This is a genomic window from Arthrobacter sp. 001422645 (genome assembly GCF_059816125.1).
The window spans coordinates 109,982-131,885 of sequence record NZ_JCBANT010000006.1; the positions used below are offsets into that span (position 1 = coordinate 109,982).

The following is a 21,904-nucleotide window of genomic DNA, read 5'->3' on the forward strand; positions in this document are numbered from 1 at the left end:
GGGGAGGCATCCGCATGGCGGGTGCCTCCCCGTTCTGCTGCCAGGAACGGCCGGCACCGGGGCGCAGGCTTTACCGGGGGTGTCCGTTACCCGTATAGTTGAGTATTTGTCCGGCTGGTTCACTCCGGCGGAACAATTTAGCTTTTCTAAGCGTTGAATCCTGTGACGACTTTTCACGTGCGGGTTCTGTGAAATCCGGTGATATCCGGTGATTCAGCGCAATGCAAACAGCAGTCCGGTGCGGCCTCGCGGCCCCCGGCGAACGCAGGGCATGACCCTGCGAACCGAATAGAGGGAGAAAAGATGAGCGATCGCAGCCTGCGGGGTATGCGCCTTGGCGCACAGAGCATGGAAACCGAATCCGGTGTCGAACCGGCTCCGCGCCAGCGTGTTGAGTACCGTTGCGAGGACGGCGAACAGGTGTTCGTGACCTTCTCTTCCGAAGCGGAAATCCCCCCGGTCTGGGTATCGAAGACAGGCAAGGAAGCCCTGCTCGTCGACGGCGAACGCCCCGTAAACCTCAACGAGAAGGCAGTCCGCACGCACTGGGACATGCTCTTGGAACGCCGCTCGTTGCCTGAACTCGAGCAGATCCTCGAGGACCGCCTCACGATCCTGCGCGAACGGCGCGGCGAACGCCGCTCAGCCTAGGCAGACCGCGCACCAGCCAAAAGGGCCGGGCCCGCACCGTCATGAGAGACGGCGCGGGCCCGGCCCTTGGTCTATGCCGGCAGCGCCTAGGCTTTGTTGCTGGAGGACTTGCCCGTGAGCCTGTCGGTGACCTTGCGGGGAAGTTTCCCCGTGAGCGTGTTCCAGCGCGCCGTCAGGCCCCACTTGGTCACATTGATCATGGCCTCGACCACAATATTCCCGCTCATCTTCGAGGCGCCCAGCTCACGCTCGACGAAGGTGATGGGGCGTTCGACGATTGTCAGCCCGAGCCTGGCGACGCGCCAGGCCAGGTCCACCTGGAAGCCGTACCCGACCGAGTCGACAGTGTCCAGGTTCAGTTTCTCCAGCGTGCTCCGGCGGAACGCACGGAAACCGCCGGTGACGTCCTTGATCTTCACGCCCAGCATGATCCGCGCGTAAGTGCTGCCCACCCGCGAGATCGCCTGCCGGTACAGCGGCCAGTTGACGACGCTGCCGCCCGGGACCCAGCGGGAGCCCATCGCGAGGTCGGCGCCCTGCTCCACGGCTTCGAGCAGCTGGGGAAGCTGCTCCGGCTGGTGCGAGCCGTCGGCGTCCATTTCGACAAGGACGTCGTATCCGGCGTCCAGGCCCCATTTGAACCCGGCGATGTAGGCTGCCCCGAGGCCGGCCTTGCCGGCGCGGTGCAGGACATGGACCTGGCTGTCCTCAGCGGCGAAGCGGTCCGCCAGCTGCCCGGTACCGTCAGGGCTGTTGTCGTCGACAACCAGGACGTCGGAGCCTGGCACGGCCGTGCGGAGGCGCCCGAGCGTCTTGGGCAACGATTCCAGCTCGTTGTAGGTCGGGATGATGGTGAGGACACGCACAGCGGGCCTTTCCTTGAAGGGAGCGGTCAAGCGCCGGGCGGTCTGCGGAGAGCGGACACACGGCGCAACTTTCCATTATAGGGAGTCGCCGGGCCCGCGCAGGCCGAAGCCGGTTTCCGGGGCAGGTCCACCCGCTTCGGGCCAGTACCGGCGGGACGCGAAACACGCCGCCGAACCGTTTTCTGCTGCGAAGTGGACCCGCCCCCTGGGAATACCCATGGCCACGACCAAGGAAGCTACCGCGCGGGCGGCAACCTGGAACTGACCGGGGGACGTCCGGAGGCTGCGGCCTGCACAACCCTCCGTTGCCCCTCAATGCTACGGGCACGCCCAGATCTGTCAACCGCTCTGTGACCTGCCGCTTCATCCATCGCCGCAGGTCAGGGGCGCATTGTGGCGGCTCAAGTTTCGGTGCCGGCCCATTGGTCCAGGGCCGGGCGTCAGCTCCGGAGCGAGCCGGCGGAGTACAATTCCAGGCCGTCCCTCACGGTCTGCAGGCAGACCGGTTCGGAGCCGGTGTCCAGCGCCGGCAGCAGCGGCGTCCGCGCGCGGGGATCCGTGCTCCAGGACTGGACCCTGCCGTCCGCCACCTGGACCATCAGTTCCTCGACCTCCCACACTGTGAAACTGGCCGGAGCGCCGGGTACCAGCTGGCCGGCCATCGGGTTCCGGTACCGGGCTGCCCGCCAGCCGGCCCGGGTGTGTCCGAGGAAGGCGGCGCGGGCGGAGATCTGCTCGGCAGGGTTGTTGTGCTGCAGACAGGCCCGCACACTGGCCCAGGGCCGCAACGGAGTAACCGGGCTGTCACTGCCGAAGCAGACCGGCACGCCGGCGGCGTAGAAGGAGGCAAAGGGGTTCATCCCGTGCCGCCGGAGTCCGAGACGCTGCCCGTAGAGACCGTCGTCTCCGCCCCAGGCTGCATCGAAGCCGGGCTGTGCGCTGACCGTCACGGAGTATTTGGCAAGCCGGCTGATGGATTCCGCATCGGCGAGTTCGACGTGTTCGAGGCGGTGGCCCGCGGCCCGGACTTTTTGTTCGCCGACTTCCGCGGCGGCCAGATCCAGTGCCTCCAGGGCGGCGTCGAGTCCTGCGTCCCCGATAACGTGGAACCCGGCCTGGACCCCCAGCAGCGAGCAGGCCGCGAGGTGGGCCGCCGCCTCGGCGGCGGAGAGGTACAGGTTGCCGCGCTCCCCCGGTGCATCGCTGTAGTCCGCGCGCAGCGCCGCGGTCCGCGACCCGATGGAGCCGTCAATGTTCAGGTCCCCGGCCAGCCCGAGCACCGGCACGCCCAGTCCGTCGAGGATGGACCGGGCATGCTCGGCCGAGTCGGCCAGCTGGCCCCAGTAGGGCAGGATCTCCGGAACGGCGTCCGGCCCGGCGTTCCATCCGGCGGCAAGCTGCAAGTCCTCGATGCTGCCGATGTGCGGGGCCGCCATTTCCGCCAGGGCCACGTAGCCGTTCGCGGCCGCCTCGGCGAGGGCCAGCTGCTGGTAGCCGCGGAGCGCCGCGGCGGGCAGCCTGCGTGCCTCCAGCCGGGCGGCCGTGTGCGCGGCGCGCTTGACCTGGCCGCCGGAGCCGGAGCCGTCCAGCCCGTCGAGGCCGGCGGCCGCCGCCAGCGTGGACGACACAAGCGCGGAGTGCACGTCAACGCGGGAGAGGTAGACGGTCCGCCCGCCGGCGGCGCGTTCGAGTTCTTCGCGGGAGGGCAGGGCGGGGTCCGCCCACTGCGTCTCATCCCAGCCATGGCCCAGTACAGCACTGTCCGCGCTGGACGCGGAGCCGGAGAAATCGGCGACGGCGTCGAGCAGTTCCCGGGCGGAGCGGACACCACCGAGCTGCAGCGAGTCCAGGGCGATGCCCGTTTCCGTGAGATGGACGTGGGAATCGACGAAACCGGGTGCCAGCAGGGCGCCGTGGAGGTCAATGACCTCCATGGCCGAATCTGCGATCGAGGTTGCTGCCTGCTCGGAGCCGACCCAGGCTACCGTGTCGCCGTCGACCAGCATCGCCGTCGCAAAGGGATCTGCGGCGGTGTAGACGGAACCGTTGCGGTACATCGTCAGCTTGCGCGGTGCGGGGGTGGCCGGTGACTCGGTCATGGGTCGGGGACTCCTTGATAACTGGCGGCCCGTGCGGGCCGGGCGTGTTCGACGACGTGGGGGCGGCCGGAGGAACGGCCGCGGTGGTCAGGCCACAGAGGAATACGCGACGACGCCGCGTTTGATGAGTTTGATCGCTTCCCCGCAGAGCCGCGCGACCCGCGGGTCCAGGGACGGGATTTTCGCCAGCTGGTCCAGCAGGTCGATGACCTGCTTCACCCAACGGACGAAGTCGCCTGCGGCCAGGTCCGTCCCGCTGAGGACGTCCTGCAGGTGCCTGCCCTTGGCCCACTTGAAAATCGGCCAGACCAGGCCCAGTTCGGGTTCCCCGGTCAAGGGGAGCTTGTTCGCTTCCTCGATGTCCTCCAGAGCGGACCATTCATGCACCACAACGTCGACGGCGGACTCCAGGGAGACGCTCGGCATCTTTGGCCGGAGCCCGCGCTCCTCGCGCTTGGCCTGGTAGACCAGGACGCTGGCCAGCGCGGCGACCTCGGCGGCGTCGAGGTCGTTGAAGGCGCCCAGCCGCAGGGACTGGGATATCAGCAGGTCCTTCTCGCCGTAGATTCGGCGCAGCCGCTGCCCGTCGGGACTGATGGTGAGCACACCGGCGTCGGAGGTTTCCAGGTAGCCGTAGCTGGACAACACGCCGCACACCCGGTCGAAGGTTTTGGCGATGGTGTTGGTGCGCCCCTGGATCTGGCGGACCAGGCCGTCGGTTTCCTGGCGGAGCTTCCAGTACCGCTCCGACCAGCGCGCGTGGTCCTCACGTTCGCTGCAGCCATGGCACGGGTGCGCGCGGAGCTCCCGGCGCAGTTCCGTGATTTTCCGCTCCTGGTCCGGGAGCGCCGCGGCGCGGCCGAAGTCGTCGTTCCGGCTCGGCGGGGCGGGCGGCCGGTTCTCCCGGAGGGCGTTGCGGACCGAGGACGCCAGGTCCCGCCGCGACTTGGGCACCTTGGCGTTGAAGGATTTCGGGATCCGGACCCTGGTGATCGGGGCCAGAGGGCCCTCGACGTCCTGCGTGCCGATCCGCCGCAGCTGGTTGTCCATGGTCATGACCGCGGGCCGCGGTTCGCGGGAGTGGTGGTCCGAGCTGAGGACCACGGCGAGCCCGGGCGCCCGCCCGGTGGGGACATCCACAACGTCGCCGGGGAGCAGCCGGCTCAGGGAGTCCTCGGTGACGGACTTCCGGGCCCGGGAACTGGTCTTGGAGGCGTTCTTCTCGGTGTCCGAGAGCGCCCGCCGGATCCGGGAGTACTCGGTGAAGTCGCCGAGGTGGCACGTCATGGCCTTGCTGAAGCCGGCCAGGGACTCCTCGCGGCTGCGCACCTGCTTCGCCAGCCCGACGACGGAGCGGTCGGCCTGGAACTGGGCGAAGGAGGATTCGAGGATCTCCCGGGCCCGGGGCCGGCCGAACTGTGCCAGCAGGTTGATGGACATGTTGTACGTGGGCCGGAAACTGGAATTGAGCGGGTAGGTGCGCCGCGAGGCGAGGCCGGCAACCGAGGCCGGATCCGTGCCGGGCTGCCACAGGACCACCGCGTGGCCCTCGACGTCGATCCCCCGCCGTCCGGCGCGGCCGGTCAGCTGGGTGTACTCCCCCGCAGTGATGTTGACGTGGGCCTCGCCGTTGAACTTATCGAGCTTCTCCAGCACGACGGAGCGCGCGGGCATGTTGACGCCGAGCGCCAGGGTCTCGGTCGCGAACACGGCCTTGACCAGCCCGTCCACGAAGAGTTTCTCGACGACTTCCTTGAAGGTGGGCAGCATGCCGGCGTGGTGGGCGGCCAGTCCGCGGAGCAGCCCGTCGCGCCAGCTCCAGAAGCCCAGGACGTCCAGGTCGTCGGAGGGAATGTCCTGCGCGGCCTCGTCGACGCGCCGGGCAATGATGAGCTGTTCCTGCTCGGTGGTCAGCCACAGCCCGGCGGCGACGCACTGCGCCACAGCGGCGTCGCAGCCCGCGCGGGAGAAGATGAAGGTGATGGCCGGCAGCAGGTCCTGCCGGTCGAGGCTGGAAATGACCTGCGGGCGGCTGGCCTTCCGGACCGGGCTGCGCTGGCCGGCCGGCTGGGCGTCGTCGCGCTGGTTCCGCTGCCGCCGCTGGTTGCGGCCGCCGTGCCCGAACCGCCCGCGGAAGTTCATCTGGCTCTCGGCGCGTGCCATCGACAGCAGTTCAGGATTGACCTCGAAGCCGGGCCGGTCGCTGAGGTCCGCCGTCTCCACGGTGGCGGACACGGCCGCGGACGTGGTGGCGGCCGCCCCGGTCCCGGCGGCGGGTGCGATTTCGTCGAAGGTGGTGTCGCCGGCGAAGAGGTCCACGATCTTCCGGCCCACCATCACGTGCTGCCAGAGCGGCACCGGCCGGTGCTCGGACACGATGACGTCGGTCTGGCCGCGCACCGTGTCCAGCCAGGCACCGAATTCCTCGGCGTTGGAGACGGTGGCGCTGAGCGAGGCCACCTGCACCTCGCTGGGCAGATGGATGATGACCTCTTCCCAGACGGCGCCGCGGAACCGGTCCGCCAGGTAGTGGACCTCATCCATGACCACAAAGCCGAGGTCGGCCAGCGTGCTGGAATCGGCGTAGAGCATGTTGCGGAGCACCTCAGTGGTCATCACCACCACCGGGGCGTCCCCGTTGATGCTGGTATCGCCGGTCAGGAGCCCCACCCGGTCGGCACCGTACTTGTCCGCCAGTTCGGAGTACTTCTGGTTGCTCAGGGCCTTGATGGGGGTGGTGTAGAACGCCTTGAGGCCGCGCTGGAGGGCGAGGTAGATGGCGAACTCCCCCACGATCGTCTTGCCGGCACCCGTGGGGGCGGCCACCAGGACACCCCGGCCGGCCTGCAACGACAGGCAGGCCTCGCGCTGGAAGTCGTCGAGTTCGAAGGCGAGCGAACGGATGAAGCCGCCCAGATAGGTTTTGGCTTCTGCGGCCCGCTCGGCACTGGCTCGGTAGCGTTCAGACGGCGATTCCGGCCCGGGTATGGAGGACATGGTTCCAGCCTAGTGCGCCGCGGGCTACAGATTCTCCAGCTCGGAGCTGGGAGTCGCCTGGCCTGCGGTCGCTTCGGTCTCGGCGGCGCGTTTGACGGCGCGCCGTTCGCGGCGGCGGTCGTTGAGCAAACACAGGCCGATGGCGGCGAAGAAGAGAAGCAGCATGGGGCCGGCGAGGTAGAACATGCTCATCGCGTCGGCTCCGGGGGCGGCCATGGCCGCGAAGAGGCAGACCAGGAAGACGGTGATGCGCCAGCTCTTGACGAGCTGCTTGCCTTTGACGATGCCGGCGAGGTTGAGCCCCACGAGGACCACCGGCAGGAGGAACGCGATACCGAAGGCCAGCAGGAGCCGCAGGACAAAGGACAGGTACACCTGGGCGCTGATGAAGTTGGAGCCGCCGGAGGGGGTGAAGTCGGTCAGCACCCGGACGGCGTTCGGAAGTACCAGCCAGGCCAGCAGGACTCCGCCCACAAACAACGGGACGGCGGCAGCCACGAAGGACAGCGCTAGGCGCCGTTCTTTTTTGTGCAGGCCGGGGACGATGAAGGCCCACAGCTGATACAGCCAGACCGGGCTGGCGATGATCAGGCCCAGGAAGACGGAGACCTGGATCATCAGGTCGAAGGAGCTCGCCACACCGTCGAAGTTCAGCGTCGCCTGCCGGCCCTCGTGTTCGTTGAGGTCGCTGATGGGCTTGATCAGGGCCTCAAGCATCGGCTGGTAGACGAGGAATCCGACGACGGTACCGAGGACGACGGCGATCGCGGACCTGAAGAGGCGGTTCCGCAGTTCCTTCAGGTGGTCGAGGAGCGCCATCCTCCCCTCGGGGTTCGACCGGCGGCTCATGGTTACTGCCACGCGGTGTTAGGCGCGGTTCGGCGGCGGAACGTCGGTTCCATCGCCTGCGCGGTTTTCCGTGCCGGCGGACTTCGGGTGGTTCACGACCCTGCCTTCGACCGGCTCGGAACCGTCAGTGGCGTCCGCGGCGCCGTCCTTCTTCATTTCCCGGACCTCAGACTTGAAAATGCGCATCGACTGGCCAAGGCTCCGGGCCATGCCGGGCAGCTTCGGTGCAGCGAAAAGCACCAATGCCAGAACGATGATGATGATGAGATGCCAGCCTTCAAGCCTCATGACAAGAGGTCCTTTCGTTGAAATACATCCTACGTCTATGTCTATCTGAATTCGATGTCGCGCAGCCGCTGGGGCTGGCCGCGGTCCGCCTTGCGCTGGATGCGCCGCTGGCGGCGGGCGTCCTGACGGGCGTGCTTGGATGCGCGATAATCATGCCCCATCTGGACCGGCGAGGCGAAAACGGCGGAACCGGGTTCCGGCAGTGAAACGCTGCCCTCTGCAGATCCGTCAGTCCCGGTTCCCGGGGTGTCGGCGTGACCGGGTGCAGAGGGGAAGGCGGAGAACCGCTCCCCCGCTGCCTCGAGTTCCTTGACCGTAGCCATGAACTGCCGGAACAGCCGGGCTCCGAGCACAACGAAGAACAACAGCGACAGCGCGACGAGCGCTATCCAGATCACGATCCAGGACCACCAAGGCATGCTGAGTAGTCTAGCCGCCGTCCCGGCTAGTCTTCGTATTGGGCGAGGGCAGCGGACAGCCACTCGCGGGAGGCCTCCGCCAGTTCTTCGGGGTGCAGGATCCGCGCCGCCCCGCCGTGCTGGGCGACGAACATGGGCAGCCAGTCGGTGTTGCCGAAGCGGATTTCGGCCAGCAGACCGCCGTCCGGCAGCGCGGCCGTCCGCTCCGCGTAGTAGTCATCGGCGAGGCCCGCTCCGCGCCGGGTGAGTTCGACCACTACCACCGCGTCGTCGTCGTTGGGGGTGAAGAGTTTGACGGGGAAACTGTCACCGGGCTTGGCCGAGTCCGAGACGGGCAGTCCCGTGGATTCCAGGGCCTCGATCCGGTCCAGCCGGAAGTTGCGCAGGCCCTGCGCGGAATGGCAGTAGGCCTCGAGGTACCACGTGTTGTCCAGCGAATAGAGCCGCAGCGGGTCAATGTCCCGTTCGGAAACGGAATCCCGGAGGGGCGAGAAGTAGCGCAGCCGCAGCCGGGTGCCGGTCCGGATGGCTTCCCGCGCGGTTTCCAGGGCCGCGGAGTTGCCGGGCCCCACCTCCGGGGCAGAAAGGGCCGCAGCCTTGAGCCCCTCCTCCCCCGCCGCCGCCATGAGCTTGAGCGTGACGGATTCCAGCGCGCCTCCTTCTGCCAGTTCCGGGAGGCCGTTGAGGGTTTCCAGCCCGGTCAGCAGGGCGCAGGCCTCCTCGACCGTGAAGCGGACCGGCCGCTTTAGGTCGAGATCCTCGGTGATGGTGACATGGTCGTCGTCCCACTGGATGTCCAGCAGGTCGTCCGGGTAGCCCTCGGGCAGGCCGGAACAGATCAGGATCCGCAGGTCCGCTTCCAGCTCCTGGCGGGTGATTCCGAATTTTGCCGCCACTTCGCTGATGTGGAGGCCCTGGTTGTGGACCAGGAACGGTACCAGCTGCAGCATCCGGGCCAGCTGGTCCTCTGAGGTGCGTTTGCGGCCGCGCCGGGGCGCTGCCCCGGCAGGGAATACCGGCTGCGAGGAGCCCGCAGGGAAGGCGACCGGCGGGACGGGTGCGGAGGCGAAGGCAGCGGCGGCCGCCAGGCGGCGGCGCACGGAGGTGAGGAGCTCAGGCGGGGACACCACGCGGACCCGGGGACCGTAGGAGGCGAGTTCCTCGGCGAGGGTCTCGGCGTCGCGGTACGGCACGCTGAGGCGGTCGCGGCCGGCTTCGGGCAGCCCGGCGCCCGCTTCCGGGACGGGGTCGGGAAGGGCGCGTGTGCGGAGCCCGTGCAGCCTGCCGGACTGGACGTCGACGACGGCGGTCCGGATGGGCAGCTCCGCCAGCCCGGCCAGCTCGGCACGCATGTTGAAGTCCGCCAGCGGGGTGAAGCTCTCCTTCTCCAGGACGGTCACGGCGGACGTGAGGCGGGAGAGGCGGAAGAAGCGCTTGTCCCCGCGGTTCCTGTCCCGGGCCACGAGGTACCACTGGCCGAAGCGGCTGCCGAGGCCCCACGGTTCCACCAGCCGCTCCTCTTCCTTGCCGGTGCTCCCGGCGAGGTAGGAGAAAGTGACGGGGTGCTGCGCATGCATGGCCGCCACAAGGTCCTCGAAGGCCTGGCCGGCGGGACGGATCCGCGGCTGGACCCCGGCGGGGAGTTCGGCGTCGACGAGCCCCCCGGAGGCTTGCAGTTTGCGGACCGCATTGACGGCCGCGGACCCGAGCGCCGCGTGCTCCCACAGTTGGGCCGCGAGGATCAGCACGGTGCATTCGGCCGGAGTGAGGCTCACGTCCGGAAGCCGGTTGGATTCCTTGCCGATGCGGTAGCGGGTGGTTGCGGGGTCATCGGACCCCCAGCCCTTGTCCGTGACGGTCTCCACGTCGAAGCCGAAGTGCCGCAACTCGCCCTTGTCGCGTTCGAACATCCGGCCGAAAGCGACATCCGTGCTGGTGGTGTCGTGGTAGACCTTGTCCCGCAACTCGCTGCGGCGCAGGCCGTAGGTGGTGTTGAGCAGGGCGATAAGCAGGTTCAGGAGGCGTTCTGTACGTGAGGCTGACACCCCGCAAGGGTACTAAAGTCCCTGCCCGAAACTGACAAAAGCGCGGTAACAGCCGGAAGAACTTTTCCGATTGTTACCGCGCTTGCGCATGTCAGCAGCTTGTTCAGCCTGCTGGGTGGGCCCACGCCCGCCGGGTTCCCTGTCCGAGCCTGCGAGGATAGGGGGCGGGTGGGGACTAGCGGACGGCGACGAGGTCGACCACGAAGATCAGGGCCTCGTTGGGGCCGATTGCCCCGCCCGCGCCACGGGAGCCGTAGGCCAGCTCGGACGGGATTTCCAGCCGGCGGCGGCCGCCGACCTTCATGCCCAGCAGGCCCTGGTCCCAGCCCTGGATGACCTGGCCGACGCCGACCCGGAAGTCGAGCGGTGCGCCACGGCCCCAGGAGGCGTCGAACTCTTCGCCGGTGGACCAGGCCACGCCGACGTAGTGGGTGGAGACGGTGTCGCCGGCCTTGGCTTCGGCGCCGTCGCCCTCGATGAGGTCGGTGATGACCAGCTCGGTGGGCACGTCGCCTTCGGGGAAATCAATTTCCGGCTTCTGGCGGTCGAGGTTGCGCTGTCCAAATGACATGGTTACTCCTTCTAGCGTGGCTTGAGTGGTGAGGTGTGGTGGCTACTTAACGCCGAGGATGTCGACGACGAAGACGAGGTCGCCCTTTGCCTCGCCCTGGCCCTTCGCGCCGTAGGCAAGGTCCTGGGGAATGACCAGGAGGACCCGGGAGCCGACCGTCTTGCCGGTCAGGCCCTGGGTCCAGCCCTTGATGACGCCGGTGAGCGGGAAGGAGGTCTTCTCGCCGCGGTCAAAGCTGGAGTCGAAGACCTTGCCGCTTGACAGTGCCACACCGACGTAGTTCACGGTGAGGGTGTCGGTGGCCTTGACCTCCGGGCCGGTGCCCTTGATGAGGTCCTGGGAGACGAGGGCCTTCGGGGCGGCTACGCCCTTGACGGAGATCTCCGGGACGCCCTTGTCGTTTTCCTTGACGGTCGGCAGGCCTGCCGGCGGCGTCACGGTCTCGCCCTCGGGCTTGTCGAGTACCTTGGGTGCGTCCTTGGCGGAGATGACCTTGACGACGAGGAGCTGCGTGGGCTGCGCCTGGGCGCCCTCTGCCGCTGCCTGGCCGGGAACCGCGAGGGCCAGGTGGGAGCCGATCTTCGAGCCGACGAAGGCGTTGTAGATGACGGGGCTCTCGGTCTTGAGCGCCTCGTTGAGTTCGAGATCCTGCGGCGCGTCCGGGAACGTGTCTTCCAGGGTGGAGCCGTCCTTGCCGCTCAGGGCGACGATGGAAATTCCGGCGATCTGGTTGGCCTTGACCCGGTCACCGTCACCCTCGGTGACCACCTTGACGGTGGGTTCCTTGACGTCGAGGGGCTTGGTGAATTCAACACCGGGAGCCTTCTTGTCGCCGTTCTCCGTCAGCTTGAGGGAGTCCAGCTTGGCGGTCTCGCCGGCGGACTGGCTGGTGGGTTCCGGGGCGGCTGGTTCGCCGCCGCCGCAAGCGGTCAGCAGCAGCAGTCCGGGAAGAAGAATTGCTAATAGTCGGCGCACTTAAGAACTTTCGTCGGGGCAGGATGGACGCCTCGCCGGGCATGTGCCAGCGGCAAAGCAAGCGTGGCCGCGAACGGCACCCCTCCAGAATAACGCGGAAAGCTGGGTATCAGCCCATAGAGTTCAGCAGGGCATCCACCCGTTCGTCGACGCTGCGGAACGGGTCCTTGCACAGCAGGGTCTGGTGGGCGCGGTCGTTGAGCTTCAAATGCACCCAGTCCACGGTGTAGTCGCGCCCGAGTTCCTGCGCCCGGCGGACAAAGTCGCCGCGGAGCTTGGCCCGGGTGGTCTGCGGCGGGGCGTCCACCGCGTCCTTGACCGCGGTGTCGTCCACCACGCGGCGCACGGCCCCGCGGGACTGCAGCAGGTAGTAGAGTCCGCGGGTGCGCGAGATGTCGTGGTAGGTCAGGTCCAGCTGGGCGATCCGGGGCGCGTCGAGGCCGAGGTTATGCCGGGCGCGGTAGTTGTCCATGAGCTTCTTCTTGATGGCCCAGTCCACTTCAGTGTCGATCTTGCTCGTGTCGCCGCTTTCGATCGCGTCAAGCGTGCGCTCCCAAAGGTCCAGGATCAGCGGGACGTGGGCGTTGTGGGCGCCCTGCTCCGCGACGAAGGCCGTGACCTTGCCCAGGTATTCGCGCTGGATTTCCAGGGCGGTGAGCTGCCGGCCGTTGGCGAGCCGCACCAAGGCGCGTCCGCTGAGGTCATGGGAGATTTCCCGGATGCTGCGGATGGGGTTCTCCATCCGCATGTCGCGCATGATGACCCCTGCCTCGATCATCCGCAGGATCAGGTCAACGGTCCCCACCTTGAGCAGCGCCGTGGTCTCGGACATGTTGGAGTCGCCAACGATCACGTGCAGCCGCCGGTAGAACTCGGCGTCGGCATGCGGCTCGTCGCGCGTGTTGATGATCGGGCGGGACCGCGTAGTGGCGGAGGAGACGCCTTCCCAGATGTGGTCGGCCCGCTGGGAGAACGCGAAGGTGGCTCCGTGGGGGGTCTTGAGAATCTTGCCCGCGCCCGCAATGAGCTGCCGGGTCACGAGGAACGGGATCAGGATCTCGGCGAGCCGGGAGAATTCCCCGCGCCGCGGGATGAGGTAGTTCTCATGGCTGCCGTAGGAGTTCCCGGCGGAGTCAGTGTTGTTCTTGAACAGGTAGACGGTGCCGTTGAAGCCCTCCGCCGCGAGCCGTTCCTGCGCTTCGTCGACGAGGTCGTCCAGGATCAGCTCCCCGGCCCGGTCGTGCGCGATCAGCTGGGCGAGGTCGTCACACTCCGCGGTGGCATACTCCGGGTGGGACCCGACGTCGAGGTACAGCCTGGACCCGTTGGTCAGGAACACGTTGGAGGACCTCCCCCAGCTGACCACCTTGCGGAAGAGGTACCGGGCCACCTCCTCGGGGGCCAGCGGACGGGACTCCGGGCTCGAATAGGAAATCCCGAACTCGGTCTCGATGCCGAAAATGCGCTTGTCCATCTCAGTTCTCCTCAGCCAGCAATGCCGTGATGTCTGCGTCCTCAAGCCTGCGGAAGGCGCGGCGGGTGCCGCGGCTGCTTTCCGAGCCGCGGTCCAGGACGGCCACCTCCACGGCCGACGCCGGCAACGTGGTGGTTTCCTTGTCCGCGACGAGACCGGCCAGGGCCAGTTTGATGGCGCCGGCAAAGTCGAGTTCGCCCTGCCAGCCCGCTGCGACGGCCTCGGAGACCTTGTCCGCCTGGCCGCCCATCACGATGAAGCCGTTCTCGTCGGCAATCGACCCGTCGAAGGTCAGCCGGTAGAGGTGGTCCTCTGCCGGGGAGGACCCCACCTCGGCCACGGCCAGTTCCACTTCGAAGGGCTTCTGTTCCGCCGTGAACACAGCCCCCAGGCTTTGCGCGTAGACGCTGGCGAGGCCCCTGGCCGTCACGTCTTCCCGGTCGTACGAGTAGCCGCGCACGTCGGCGTAGCGCACTCCGGCCTGGCGGAGGCTCTCGAATTCGTTGTACTTGCCCACGGCGGCGAACGCGATTTTGTCGTAGATCTCGCCGATCTTATGCAGCGAGGGTGACGGGTTCTCGGCTACGAGGGCGATCCCGTCGCGGCAGCTGATGACCACCACGGAGCGCCCGCGCGCGATGCCCTTCCGCGCGAAATCCGCGCGGTCCTTCATCAGTTGTTCGGGCGATACGTAGAACTGCTGGGTCATCTCAGGCCTCCCGCTGGGCCACGGCCCTGGATTCAATGATGGTGCCGGCCACTGCCGCGAGCTCACGCTCCGGCACCCGGAAGGCACCTGATCGGTTGACGAGGTAAACCACCGGCCACAGCTGCCGGACCGGGTCCGGTCCGCCCGTGGCGGAATCGTCGTCGGCGGCGTCGTACAGCGCCTCGACGGCGACGGCGACGGCGTCCTGCTCGGAGAGGTTGGGCCGCCAGAGCTTCTTGAGCGCGCCGCGGGCGAACACGGAGCCCGACCCGACGGTGTGGTGCTCCTGCTCCTCATACCGGCCGCCGGTCACGTCGTAGGAGAAAAGCCGTCCGACGCCGGCGGGACGGTCGAAGCCTGCGAAGAGTGGGACTACCGCGAGGCCCTGCATCGCCATCGGCAGGTTGCTGCGGATCATGGCACCGAGCCGGTTGGCTTTGCCGTCAAGGCTCAGGATCGTGCCTTCGATCTTCTCGTAGTGTTCGAGTTCGACCTGGAACAGCCGGGTGATGTCCAGCGCGATGCCCGCGGTCCCGGCGATGCCGAGCACCGAGTACTGATCGGCCGGGAAGACTTTCTCGATATGCCGGCTGGCGATGACGTTGCCCATGGTGGCGCGCCGGTCCCCCGCCATCAGGACCCCGCCAGCGTAGCTCAGCGCGACAATGGTGGTCCCGTGCGGTGCCTGCAGCGGCTGGGCGGTGCCCGCTGCCGTGGCTCCCGCCGGAAGGTGCTGGCCGAACGGCAACAAGTCGGGGCGTTGGCGCTGCAGATGTTCAGTGAAGGAGGACGTGGCGTTGGCTGCTACCTGGTTGGCTGTGGTTTCCTGCACTGGTGCACTCCCTCAACGTAGTGAATCAACGACTTCCGGCCCTCAGCCCTGTCCCGGCGCAACCCGTGGGCCGCCGTGCCCTGGCCGTTCTACTGGCCGCCCTTTTGGACGAACGCGCGGACGAATTCCTCGGCGTTGGACTCCAGCACTCCGTCGATCTCATCGAGGAGATCGTCGACGCCCTGGGTGGCGGCCGACGCCTGTCCCTCGGCGGGAGCCGGCGGGGCGGCGGGGACGTCCTCGTCGACCTCGGTGTCCCGCGACTTCGGCTGTTGCTGCTCCTGGCCTGCCATTGTTTTCTCCTTCTGTCCGTCCCCCGTGGCGAGGGACTTCCTGTAAGCCATATTGCCACGCCAGGGGGCTCTGCGGGGCGCTTTGTTCCTAGGAACCGGGTGGGAGTCCCAGCAGCTCGGAGAGGAACGGTCCGGCCTCCCGGTGGCGGGCGAAGAGCCCGCCGGTGAGTGCCTCGGTTCCGCGCAGCGGCTCCCGGGTGGGGACCCGTTGCAGCCTGCCGCGGCCGGGCACATCGAAGATCACGGAGTCCCAGCTGGCGCCGACCACGTCTGCTCCGAAGCGGCTGATGCAGCGGCCGCGGAAGAACGCCCGGGTGTCCGACGGCGGTTCGGTGACCGCCCGCTGGATCCTGGTGTCGTCGACGAGCCGCTGCATGCGGTCCCGTGCCAGCATGCGGTAGTAAAGCCCCTTTTCGGGCCTGATATCCGCCCACTGCAGGTCCACGAGGCCCAGCCGTGCGTGGCCCCAGTCCAGCCCGTCGCGGTCCCGGTAGCCCTCCAGCAGGGAGAGCTTTGCGAGCCACTCCACGGAGGACGCGGCGGCCGCGCGGTCGCTGCCCAGTTCCGTCAGCGTCGCCGACCAGCGTTCCAGGACTTGATGCGTGTGCCCGTCCCCGTCCACGGCGTCGGCGACACCGGTGTCCTGGGCGTGCTTCGCGGCCGCTTCGTAATAGATCCACTGCAGGTCCAGGGCGGTGATCCGCCGTCCGTCGAGCAGCCGCAGCGTGGCCGTCAGCGAGGTGTCATGGCTGACGGCCTGAAGCGCGGCCACCGGCTCGTGGACTTCAAGCTTGGGGGCCAGGCCGGCCTCGATCAGGCTCAGCACCATCGCGGTGGCCCCGAATTTGAGGTAGTTGGAGGCCTGGCTGAGATTGGCGTCGCCGATGATGACGTGCAGCCGCCGGTACTTGTCCGCCGTCGCATGGGGTTCGTCGCGGGTGTTGATGATGGGGCGGCGGATGGTGGTCTCGAGGCCGACTTCGGTCTCAAAAAAATCCGCCCGCTGGCTGATCTGGTACCCGGGGCGTGACCCGTCCTGTTTCATGCCGACCCGGCCCGCCCCGCAGATAATCTGCCGGGTGACGAAGAACGGTGTCAGCCCGCGGACAATGTCCCCGAACGGGACGTTCCGCGGCATCAGGTAGTTCTCGTGGGACCCGTAGGAGACGGACTTGTTGTCGGTGTTGTTCTTGTAAAGATTGATGGGGGGCAGTTCAGGGTCGGCCGCCAGCCGGCGCACCGCGGCCAGGGCCACGAGGTCGCCTGCGGCATCCCAGGCGACGGCGTCGAGCGGGCTGGTCACTTCCGGGCTGGAGTACTCGGGGTGGGCATGGTCGACGTACAGCCGGGCGCCGTTGCCGAGGACCATGTTCATCAGCAGGGTCCCGGATTCGTCCTCGCCGTCGGCCTCAAGTTCTTGCCGCCCGTACGCTAGGGCGACGGCCTCGGCGTCGAGGACGGGAGGCTGGTCGGTCAGCTGGTCTGGGTCGGCCTGGCTGCGCTCCAGCGTCCACCCGCGGGCATCGTGCAGCGGTTCCTCGTCGGTGTAGTCCCAGCGGGTTTCGGCTCCTCCGGCTGCGCGCTGCCTGGTCACCTGGGCGTAGGCCTGGATCACCCGGGCGGACATCATCGTGGCGTTGGCGCCGGGTGCGGAGGGTGCATGAATGCCGTACTCCGTCTCCGAGCCCATCACCCGCATGGCACCGCCGACCGGCAGCCCGCCGGACACGCCGGCCGGCTTGCCGGGCACACCAGCCGTCACAGGTACTGGCCCGTGTTCGGCATTGTCTCGATGGACTTGCCGGGTTCCTGTCCGGCCTTGCCCTGGACGATGGTGCGGATGTAGGTGATGCGTTCGCCCTTCTTGCCCGAGATCCGTGCCCAGTCGTCGGGGTTGGTGGTGTTGGGCATGTCCTCGTGCTCGCGGAATTCGTCGACGACGGCGCGCAGCAGGTGGTCGATCCGGATGCCCTTCTGGCCCACGGTCAGCAGGTCCTTGATGGCGTATTTCTTGGCCCGGTCCACAACGTTCTGCACCACGGCGCCGGAGTTGAAGTCCTTGAAGTAGAGCATTTCGGTGTCGCCGTTGGCGTAGGTGACCTCGAGGTATTCGTTGGACTTGTCGGTGGAGTACATGGCCTCGACGGTGCGCTGGACCATCGCATCCACAGTGGCCTGGACATCGCCCTGGTGCTCGGCGAGGTCGGACTCGTGGAAGGGCAGGTCAGCGGTGATGTACTTGTTGAAGATGTCCGCGGCGGCTTCCGCGTCGGGGCGGTGGATCTTGACCTTGACGTCCAGCCGGCCCGGCCTGAGGATCGCAGGGTCGATCATGTCTTCGCGGTTGGACGCACCGATGACGATCACGTTGTCGAGCCGCTCCACGCCGTCGATCTCGCTGAGGAGCTGCGGGACGATGGTCGTTTCGACGTCGGAGGAGATGCCGGTGCCGCGGGTGCGGAACAGCGAGTCCATTTCGTCGAAGAACACCACCACGGGGCTGCCCTCGGAGGCCTTCTCCCGGGCACGGGCGAAGATCAGCCGGATGTGGCGTTCGGTCTCGCCGACGTACTTGTCCAGCAGTTCCGGGCCCTTGATGTTCAGGAAGTAGCTCTTCATGTCCGTTTTGCCGGTGCGTTCGGCGGCCCGGGCCGCGAGGGAGTTGGCAACGGCCTTGGCGATGAGCGTTTTGCCGCAGCCCGGCGGGCCGTAGAGCAGGATGCCCTTGGGCGCCTTGAGGCCGTGTTCGCGGTACAGGTCCGGGTGCAGGAACGGAAGTTCCACGGCGTCGCGGATCTGTTCGATCTGCGGTCCCAGCCCGCCGATGTCCTGGTAGGTGATGTCCGGCACTTCTTCGAGGACGAGGTTTTCGACCTCGGAGCGCGGGATCTTCTCGAGGGCGTAGCCGGTGCGGGAATCGATCGAGAGGGCGTCGCCGACCCGGAGCTTCTGCGCGAGCAGGGCGCCGGAGAGCCGGACGACCCGTTCCTCGTCCGCGCGGCCCACCACCAGTGCACGGTCCGCGCCCAGCATTTCCTTCAGCGTCACCAGGTCCCCGGCCCGCTCGTAGCCCAGCCCGGCCACCACCAGCAGCGCCTCGTTGAGGAGGACTTCCTGGCCGACGGCCAACTGGTTCATGTTGACCAGCGGGCTGATTCCGACGCGCATCTTGCGTCCGGCGTTGAAGATGTCCACCGATTCCTCAGTGGCGGCCTGCCCGCCGTTGCCGGCGGAGGGATGGCGTTTCGGGTTCAGCTGCAGTACCGTGCCGAAGCTGTACGGCGGTTGGCCCTCCTGGTCGAGGGCGTTCTTCAGCCGGAGGATTTCCTGCTTGGCGGCCTCCAGCATCGTGACCAGCTTGGAGTTGTTCTGCGTGGCGGCGGCGAGCTGGCGGTCAATATGGCGGAGTTTGTCCCGAAGGATATTGACCTGCCGCTCGGCCACGGACAGTTCACCGGCGCCCTGGCGGTCGCCTTCGGCCCGTGCCTGCCCTGCCGCGTCCTCTGCCGGTGTCCGGCCCGGATCGGTATTCGGAGTCTCCATCGTGCATCAGCCCCTTCCTACGCTTCTATTAAGACATTAGCCCCAAGAAGCCGGGTGCCGCTGAAGACTTCCGAAATGCGGACTACTTCGTAATATCCGGATCGTCCTTGACGTTGGTCCCGGCAATGGCGTCCCGGGCGGCCCGGCGCAGCTTCTTGTCCGACACGGCGCGCTCCCCCACGGCCCCCGGCGTCCAGGCATTGACGTCCTCTTCGTTGAAGTCCGTCTTGGACGGGCGGCGCTTGACCGAGATGCCGGTGACACCGTCGGCCAGCCGCCGGGTGACCAGCAGGAAGCCGGTGTGCGCGACCATCCGGTGGTCCGGGCGGACCGCCAGGCCTTCGAGGTGCCAGCCGCGGACCATGGATTCCCAGGCGTCGGGTTCGGTGAAGCGGCCGTCGGCGCGGATGGCCTCCGCGGTCCGGGACAGCTGGGTCACGGTGGCGACGTAGTTGATCCACACGCCGCCCGGGGCCAGCACGGTGGCGACAGCGTCGAGGCATTCCCATGGTGCCAGCATGTCCAGGACCACACGGTCCACGGAGCCGGGCTCCTCGGTGCGGACCACTTCCTCCTGGAAGTCGCCGAGCGAGATCTGCCAGGCCGGGTGCGGGCCGCCGAAGATCGTTTCGACGTTGCCGCGGGCGATGTCGGCGAATTCCTCACGCCGCTCGAACGAGTGCAGGAAACCGTTGTCCCCGACCGCGCGGAGCAGCGAGATGGACAGTGCCCCGGAGCCGACGCCGGCTTCGACGACGCGTGCGCCCGGGAAGATGTCCGCCATGGTGACGATCTGGCCGGCATCCTTGGGGTAGACGACGGCTGCGCCGCGTGGCATCGAGAGGACGAAGTCCGACAGCAGGGGCCGCAGGGTCTGGTACTGCTGACCGACGTTGTTGACCACCACGGAGCCGTCCGGCTTGCCGATGATCTCGTCGTGGTTGAGGAAGCCGCGGTGCGTGTGGAACGCCCCGCCGGCCTCGAGGCTGATCGTGTTCATGCGGCCGCGCTCGTCGGTGAGCTGCACTCGCTCGCCTTCCCGGAACGGCCCGCGGCGGCGCGCAGCGCCTACCGGGGCGGCGGCATTTGCGGTACCGGACGCCTGGGCGGTGGTGGTTGCTGCGCTGCCGGCTGTACCGGCGTCGTCCGGGCTGATGCCGGCGGCGGTGTCGCTGCTCATGAAAATGTTCCTCAATCCTGTGAAGCTGTGTGGCCGCGGATGGTGCCGGCGGTCCGGCGGCTCGTGCCCGGCGGTTCGTGTCCGGGGCTCGGGCCCGGAAATACACGACCGGCAGGTAACTCTACCGGCTTTGGCCGTCCGTCCGCTTGCCGGCGCCGGGACCCTTGCCCGTGAGGGCGCCCAGGACAGCGGCTTGCCGGAGCAGCCCGGTGACGGTTCCGTCGCGGTCGACGACGGCGTACTCCAGGCCCTCGAGTTGGGCCAGGTACTGGATCAGCTCCTGCCCCCGGGACCACTCAGGCACGTAAGCGCCCGCGCCGAGGGCGTAGGACACGGCGGTCAGGGGCGTGGCGGCGGTGGCTGCCGCGGGAACCGTGGCGACCGCGCCGGCGTCGACCACGGCGGCCGGCCGCCCGTCGGGGCGGTACAGCACGACGGCGGGGGCCGCCCCGGTGGATGGGACCGGCGCAAGGGCCAGCATGTCGGCCACGGTGGCCGACTCCGGCAGGCCCACCGCCGGCTCGGCGAGGGCACCGGCCTCCACGAGCGGCACCCGGCCCCGCAGCCGGGCCTGCCGGATCGAGGCGCTGGCCCCCATCCACAAAAAGCCGCAGACCAGGATCGTGATGAGCACGAGTGACGTGTCCGGCTCACGGCCGCTGAGCAGGGGCAGGACAACAAACCAGCCCACGAGGCCGATCACGATGATCCGACCGCCCCAGCCGGCAGCCACGGTGCCCTTCTCCTGGCTGCCGGTGAGTTTCCAGACCGCGGATTCGACGAGGCGTCCGCCGTCGAGCGGCAACCCGGGAAGCACGTTGAAGAGGCCGATCAGCAGGTTGGCCCAGACAAAGATATTGGCCAGGATGGCCGCGACCCCCGTGAGGTCGCCGCCGGTCAGCACCAGCCAGCCCCCGGCGGCCAGGACGAAGTTCGCTGCCGGGCCGGCCATCGCGACGAGGACGGAACGGCCGGGTGAGGCGGTGAAGCTCTCGAACTGGGTGTGCCCGCCCCAGAGGTTGAGGACGATCTTTTCGCTGGGCCAGCGGTAGATTTTGGCGGTCAGCGCGTGCGCGAGCTCATGCGCGAGGACCGAAACCAGCAGCAGGAGGGCGTAGGCGAACGCCACGACGTAGGCGCCGAGGCCCAGCTCAGGGTTGTTGGCCCGCAGCACCGGGCCGTAGACGATCACCGTGAACGCCGCGATGATGAACCACGAGTAGGCCAGGATCACCGGGATGCCGGCGATGCGGCCCAGCGGGATTCCCTCTTTCCGGCTTTGCTTCTGGGGGTCCTGCCCGCTGCGGCCGCGGGTGTCGGTGTCAGTCATGGACGGGATCCTGCCCGGCGCGGGCCAGGCCGAAGGTGGCGTCCGGGAACTCGTGGCGCAGGGCGACGAGCTCTTCGAGGTCGGCCACGGTCCGTCCTTCCAGGGTGTCCCACATGGCGCGGCGCGGGTCGTGCGGGAGGGGCACGATGTGCGGAATGGCGACGGTCAGCACGCCGGAGGCGACGGCGGCGGCCACGCCCGGTGCGGAGTCCTCCAGTGCGATGCAGTGGTGGAGCCCGAGGTCCGGGTCCTGCTCCTGTAGCAGTTCCACCGCCGTCAGATAGGCCTCGGGATGTGGCTTGCCTTGGGTGACGGTGTCGCCGGTGACGAGGAAATCGAAGTAGGGCTTGGGCAGGCTGGCGACGATTTCCCGCGCCAGCGGCGCCTCGGACATGGTCACGAGGACACACCGGATACCCGCTGTGTGGAGTTCTTCCAGCAGTTCACGGGCGCCGGGCCGCCATGGCACGGACGTGCGGACCTGGCTGACGACGTGGGCGGTCAGGATGTCGATGATCTCGCGGCGGTCGAGCCGGACGCCGGCGTCCTGCAGGATGCCCGCGGAGAAGACAAGGGACTGGCCCACCAGCTGCATGGCCTTCTCATGGGACCACTGCCCGCCGTGCGCGGTGACCAGGGCGTGCTCGGCCTCAATCCAGTACGGCTCCGTGTCGACGATGGTGCCGTCCATGTCCCAGAGAGCGGCTTTGAGGAGGGGCTGGGCAGCTGAGGATTGCATGCTTTCCAGTCTACGGTGCGGCCCTGCGAGGGGCCTGTGACTAC

Annotated in this window: 19 protein-coding genes; 1 reads left to right on the plus strand and 18 read right to left on the minus strand. The window is 68.0% G+C overall.

The annotated features are described in order from the left end of the window. Positions 1-303: 303 nt before the first annotated feature. Positions 304-651 carry an RNA polymerase-binding protein RbpA gene (locus tag AC6EUH_RS08680; protein ID WP_056429445.1) on the plus strand — a complete coding sequence of 116 codons (348 nt, stop codon included), beginning with the start codon at positions 304-306 and terminating at the stop codon, positions 649-651. Between the two features lie 86 nt (positions 652-737). On the opposite strand, the gene AC6EUH_RS08685 is transcribed toward AC6EUH_RS08680, so the two are convergent. From AC6EUH_RS08685 to AC6EUH_RS08770, 18 genes are all read right to left on the minus strand, one after another. After that, positions 738-1,517: a polyprenol monophosphomannose synthase gene (locus AC6EUH_RS08685; RefSeq protein WP_499738377.1), complete on the minus strand. Its 780-nt coding sequence runs from the start codon at positions 1,515-1,517 to the stop codon at positions 738-740. A gap of 440 nt (positions 1,518-1,957) precedes the next feature. Further along, positions 1,958-3,616 carry an amidohydrolase gene (locus AC6EUH_RS08690; protein WP_499738378.1) on the minus strand — a complete coding sequence of 553 codons (1,659 nt, stop codon included), beginning with the start codon at positions 3,614-3,616 and terminating at the stop codon, positions 1,958-1,960. 87 nt (positions 3,617-3,703) lie between these two features. Continuing rightward, positions 3,704-6,613, minus strand: coding sequence for a DEAD/DEAH box helicase (locus AC6EUH_RS08695; protein WP_499738379.1), 2,910 nt, complete (start codon positions 6,611-6,613; stop codon positions 3,704-3,706). A 24-nt stretch (positions 6,614-6,637) separates the two neighbouring features. Continuing rightward, positions 6,638-7,432, minus strand: coding sequence for a twin-arginine translocase subunit TatC (gene tatC / locus AC6EUH_RS08700; RefSeq protein ID WP_499738414.1), 795 nt, complete (start codon positions 7,430-7,432; stop codon positions 6,638-6,640). Between the two features lie 48 nt (positions 7,433-7,480). Then, complete coding sequence (gene tatA, locus AC6EUH_RS08705) at positions 7,481-7,750, minus strand: Sec-independent protein translocase subunit TatA (protein ID WP_056429436.1); 270 nt, start codon at positions 7,748-7,750, stop codon at positions 7,481-7,483. Between the two features lie 41 nt (positions 7,751-7,791). Next, positions 7,792-8,169: a hypothetical protein gene (locus AC6EUH_RS08710; RefSeq protein WP_499738380.1), complete on the minus strand. Its 378-nt coding sequence runs from the start codon at positions 8,167-8,169 to the stop codon at positions 7,792-7,794. A gap of 26 nt (positions 8,170-8,195) precedes the next feature. After that, entirely contained in the window at positions 8,196-10,214 is a 2,019-nt protein-coding gene (locus tag AC6EUH_RS08715) for a helix-turn-helix transcriptional regulator (protein ID WP_499738381.1), read from the minus strand. Positions 10,215-10,389: 175 nt separating this feature from the next. Then, positions 10,390-10,785, minus strand: a complete 396-nt coding sequence (locus tag AC6EUH_RS08720) for an FKBP-type peptidyl-prolyl cis-trans isomerase (protein ID WP_056429429.1) — start codon at positions 10,783-10,785, stop codon at positions 10,390-10,392. Positions 10,786-10,827: 42 nt separating this feature from the next. Beyond that, positions 10,828-11,760 carry an FKBP-type peptidyl-prolyl cis-trans isomerase gene (locus AC6EUH_RS08725; RefSeq protein ID WP_056429427.1) on the minus strand — a complete coding sequence of 311 codons (933 nt, stop codon included), beginning with the start codon at positions 11,758-11,760 and terminating at the stop codon, positions 10,828-10,830. Positions 11,761-11,869: 109 nt separating this feature from the next. Continuing rightward, positions 11,870-13,234, minus strand: coding sequence for a Pup--protein ligase (gene pafA, locus AC6EUH_RS08730; RefSeq protein ID WP_056429425.1), 1,365 nt, complete (start codon positions 13,232-13,234; stop codon positions 11,870-11,872). Position 13,235: 1 nt separating this feature from the next. Beyond that, a complete protein-coding gene (gene prcA, locus AC6EUH_RS08735) occupies positions 13,236-13,943 on the minus strand; it encodes a proteasome subunit alpha (RefSeq protein ID WP_056429423.1) in 708 nt (235 codons plus the stop codon). A gap of 1 nt (position 13,944) precedes the next feature. Next, positions 13,945-14,775, minus strand: a complete 831-nt coding sequence (gene prcB / locus AC6EUH_RS08740; RefSeq protein WP_056429422.1) for a proteasome subunit beta — start codon at positions 14,773-14,775, stop codon at positions 13,945-13,947. 89 nt (positions 14,776-14,864) lie between these two features. Next, positions 14,865-15,068 (minus strand): ubiquitin-like protein Pup, encoded by a 204-nt coding sequence (locus tag AC6EUH_RS08745; protein ID WP_056429993.1) that lies wholly within the window; start codon positions 15,066-15,068, stop codon positions 14,865-14,867. A gap of 88 nt (positions 15,069-15,156) precedes the next feature. Then, positions 15,157-16,767: a depupylase/deamidase Dop gene (dop, locus tag AC6EUH_RS08750; protein WP_156367573.1), complete on the minus strand. Its 1,611-nt coding sequence runs from the start codon at positions 16,765-16,767 to the stop codon at positions 15,157-15,159. Between the two features lie 59 nt (positions 16,768-16,826). Next, positions 16,827-18,611, minus strand: coding sequence for a proteasome ATPase (gene arc / locus AC6EUH_RS08755; RefSeq protein WP_499738382.1), 1,785 nt, complete (start codon positions 18,609-18,611; stop codon positions 16,827-16,829). Positions 18,612-18,693: 82 nt separating this feature from the next. After that, on the minus strand, positions 18,694-19,791 hold the full coding sequence (locus AC6EUH_RS08760; protein WP_499738383.1) for a tRNA (adenine-N1)-methyltransferase: 1,098 nt from the start codon (positions 19,789-19,791) through the stop codon (positions 18,694-18,696). A 121-nt stretch (positions 19,792-19,912) separates the two neighbouring features. Next, the gene (locus AC6EUH_RS08765) at positions 19,913-21,121 is read right to left on the minus strand and encodes a site-2 protease family protein (protein ID WP_499738384.1); all 1,209 of its coding nucleotides are present in this window, start codon (positions 21,119-21,121) and stop codon (positions 19,913-19,915) included. Further along, positions 21,114-21,860: an HAD family hydrolase gene (locus AC6EUH_RS08770; RefSeq protein WP_499738385.1), complete on the minus strand. Its 747-nt coding sequence runs from the start codon at positions 21,858-21,860 to the stop codon at positions 21,114-21,116. The genes AC6EUH_RS08765 and AC6EUH_RS08770 overlap by 8 nt, the downstream gene beginning before the upstream one ends. Between the last annotated feature and the right edge of the window lie 44 nt (positions 21,861-21,904).

Coding starts and splice junctions, on each gene's coding strand:
- AC6EUH_RS08680 (WP_056429445.1), top strand. CDS start 304: ATGAGCGATCGCAGCCTGCGGGGTATGCGCCTTGGCGCACAGAGCATG.
- AC6EUH_RS08690 (WP_499738378.1), bottom strand. CDS start 3,616: ATGACCGAGTCACCGGCCACCCCCGCACCGCGCAAGCTGACGATGTAC.
- AC6EUH_RS08695 (WP_499738379.1), bottom strand. CDS start 6,613: ATGTCCTCCATACCCGGGCCGGAATCGCCGTCTGAACGCTACCGAGCC.
- tatC (WP_499738414.1), bottom strand. CDS start 7,432: ATGGCGCTCCTCGACCACCTGAAGGAACTGCGGAACCGCCTCTTCAGG.
- tatA (WP_056429436.1), bottom strand. CDS start 7,750: ATGAGGCTTGAAGGCTGGCATCTCATCATCATCATCGTTCTGGCATTG.
- AC6EUH_RS08710 (WP_499738380.1), bottom strand. CDS start 8,169: ATGCCTTGGTGGTCCTGGATCGTGATCTGGATAGCGCTCGTCGCGCTG.
- AC6EUH_RS08720 (WP_056429429.1), bottom strand. CDS start 10,785: ATGTCATTTGGACAGCGCAACCTCGACCGCCAGAAGCCGGAAATTGAT.
- pafA (WP_056429425.1), bottom strand. CDS start 13,234: ATGGACAAGCGCATTTTCGGCATCGAGACCGAGTTCGGGATTTCCTAT.
- prcA (WP_056429423.1), bottom strand. CDS start 13,943: ATGACCCAGCAGTTCTACGTATCGCCCGAACAACTGATGAAGGACCGC.
- AC6EUH_RS08745 (WP_056429993.1), bottom strand. CDS start 15,068: ATGGCAGGCCAGGAGCAGCAACAGCCGAAGTCGCGGGACACCGAGGTC.
- dop (WP_156367573.1), bottom strand. CDS start 16,767: ATGCGGGTGATGGGCTCGGAGACGGAGTACGGCATTCATGCACCCTCC.
- arc (WP_499738382.1), bottom strand. CDS start 18,611: ATGGAGACTCCGAATACCGATCCGGGCCGGACACCGGCAGAGGACGCG.
- AC6EUH_RS08760 (WP_499738383.1), bottom strand. CDS start 19,791: ATGAGCAGCGACACCGCCGCCGGCATCAGCCCGGACGACGCCGGTACA.
- AC6EUH_RS08765 (WP_499738384.1), bottom strand. CDS start 21,121: ATGACTGACACCGACACCCGCGGCCGCAGCGGGCAGGACCCCCAGAAG.
- AC6EUH_RS08770 (WP_499738385.1), bottom strand. CDS start 21,860: ATGCAATCCTCAGCTGCCCAGCCCCTCCTCAAAGCCGCTCTCTGGGAC.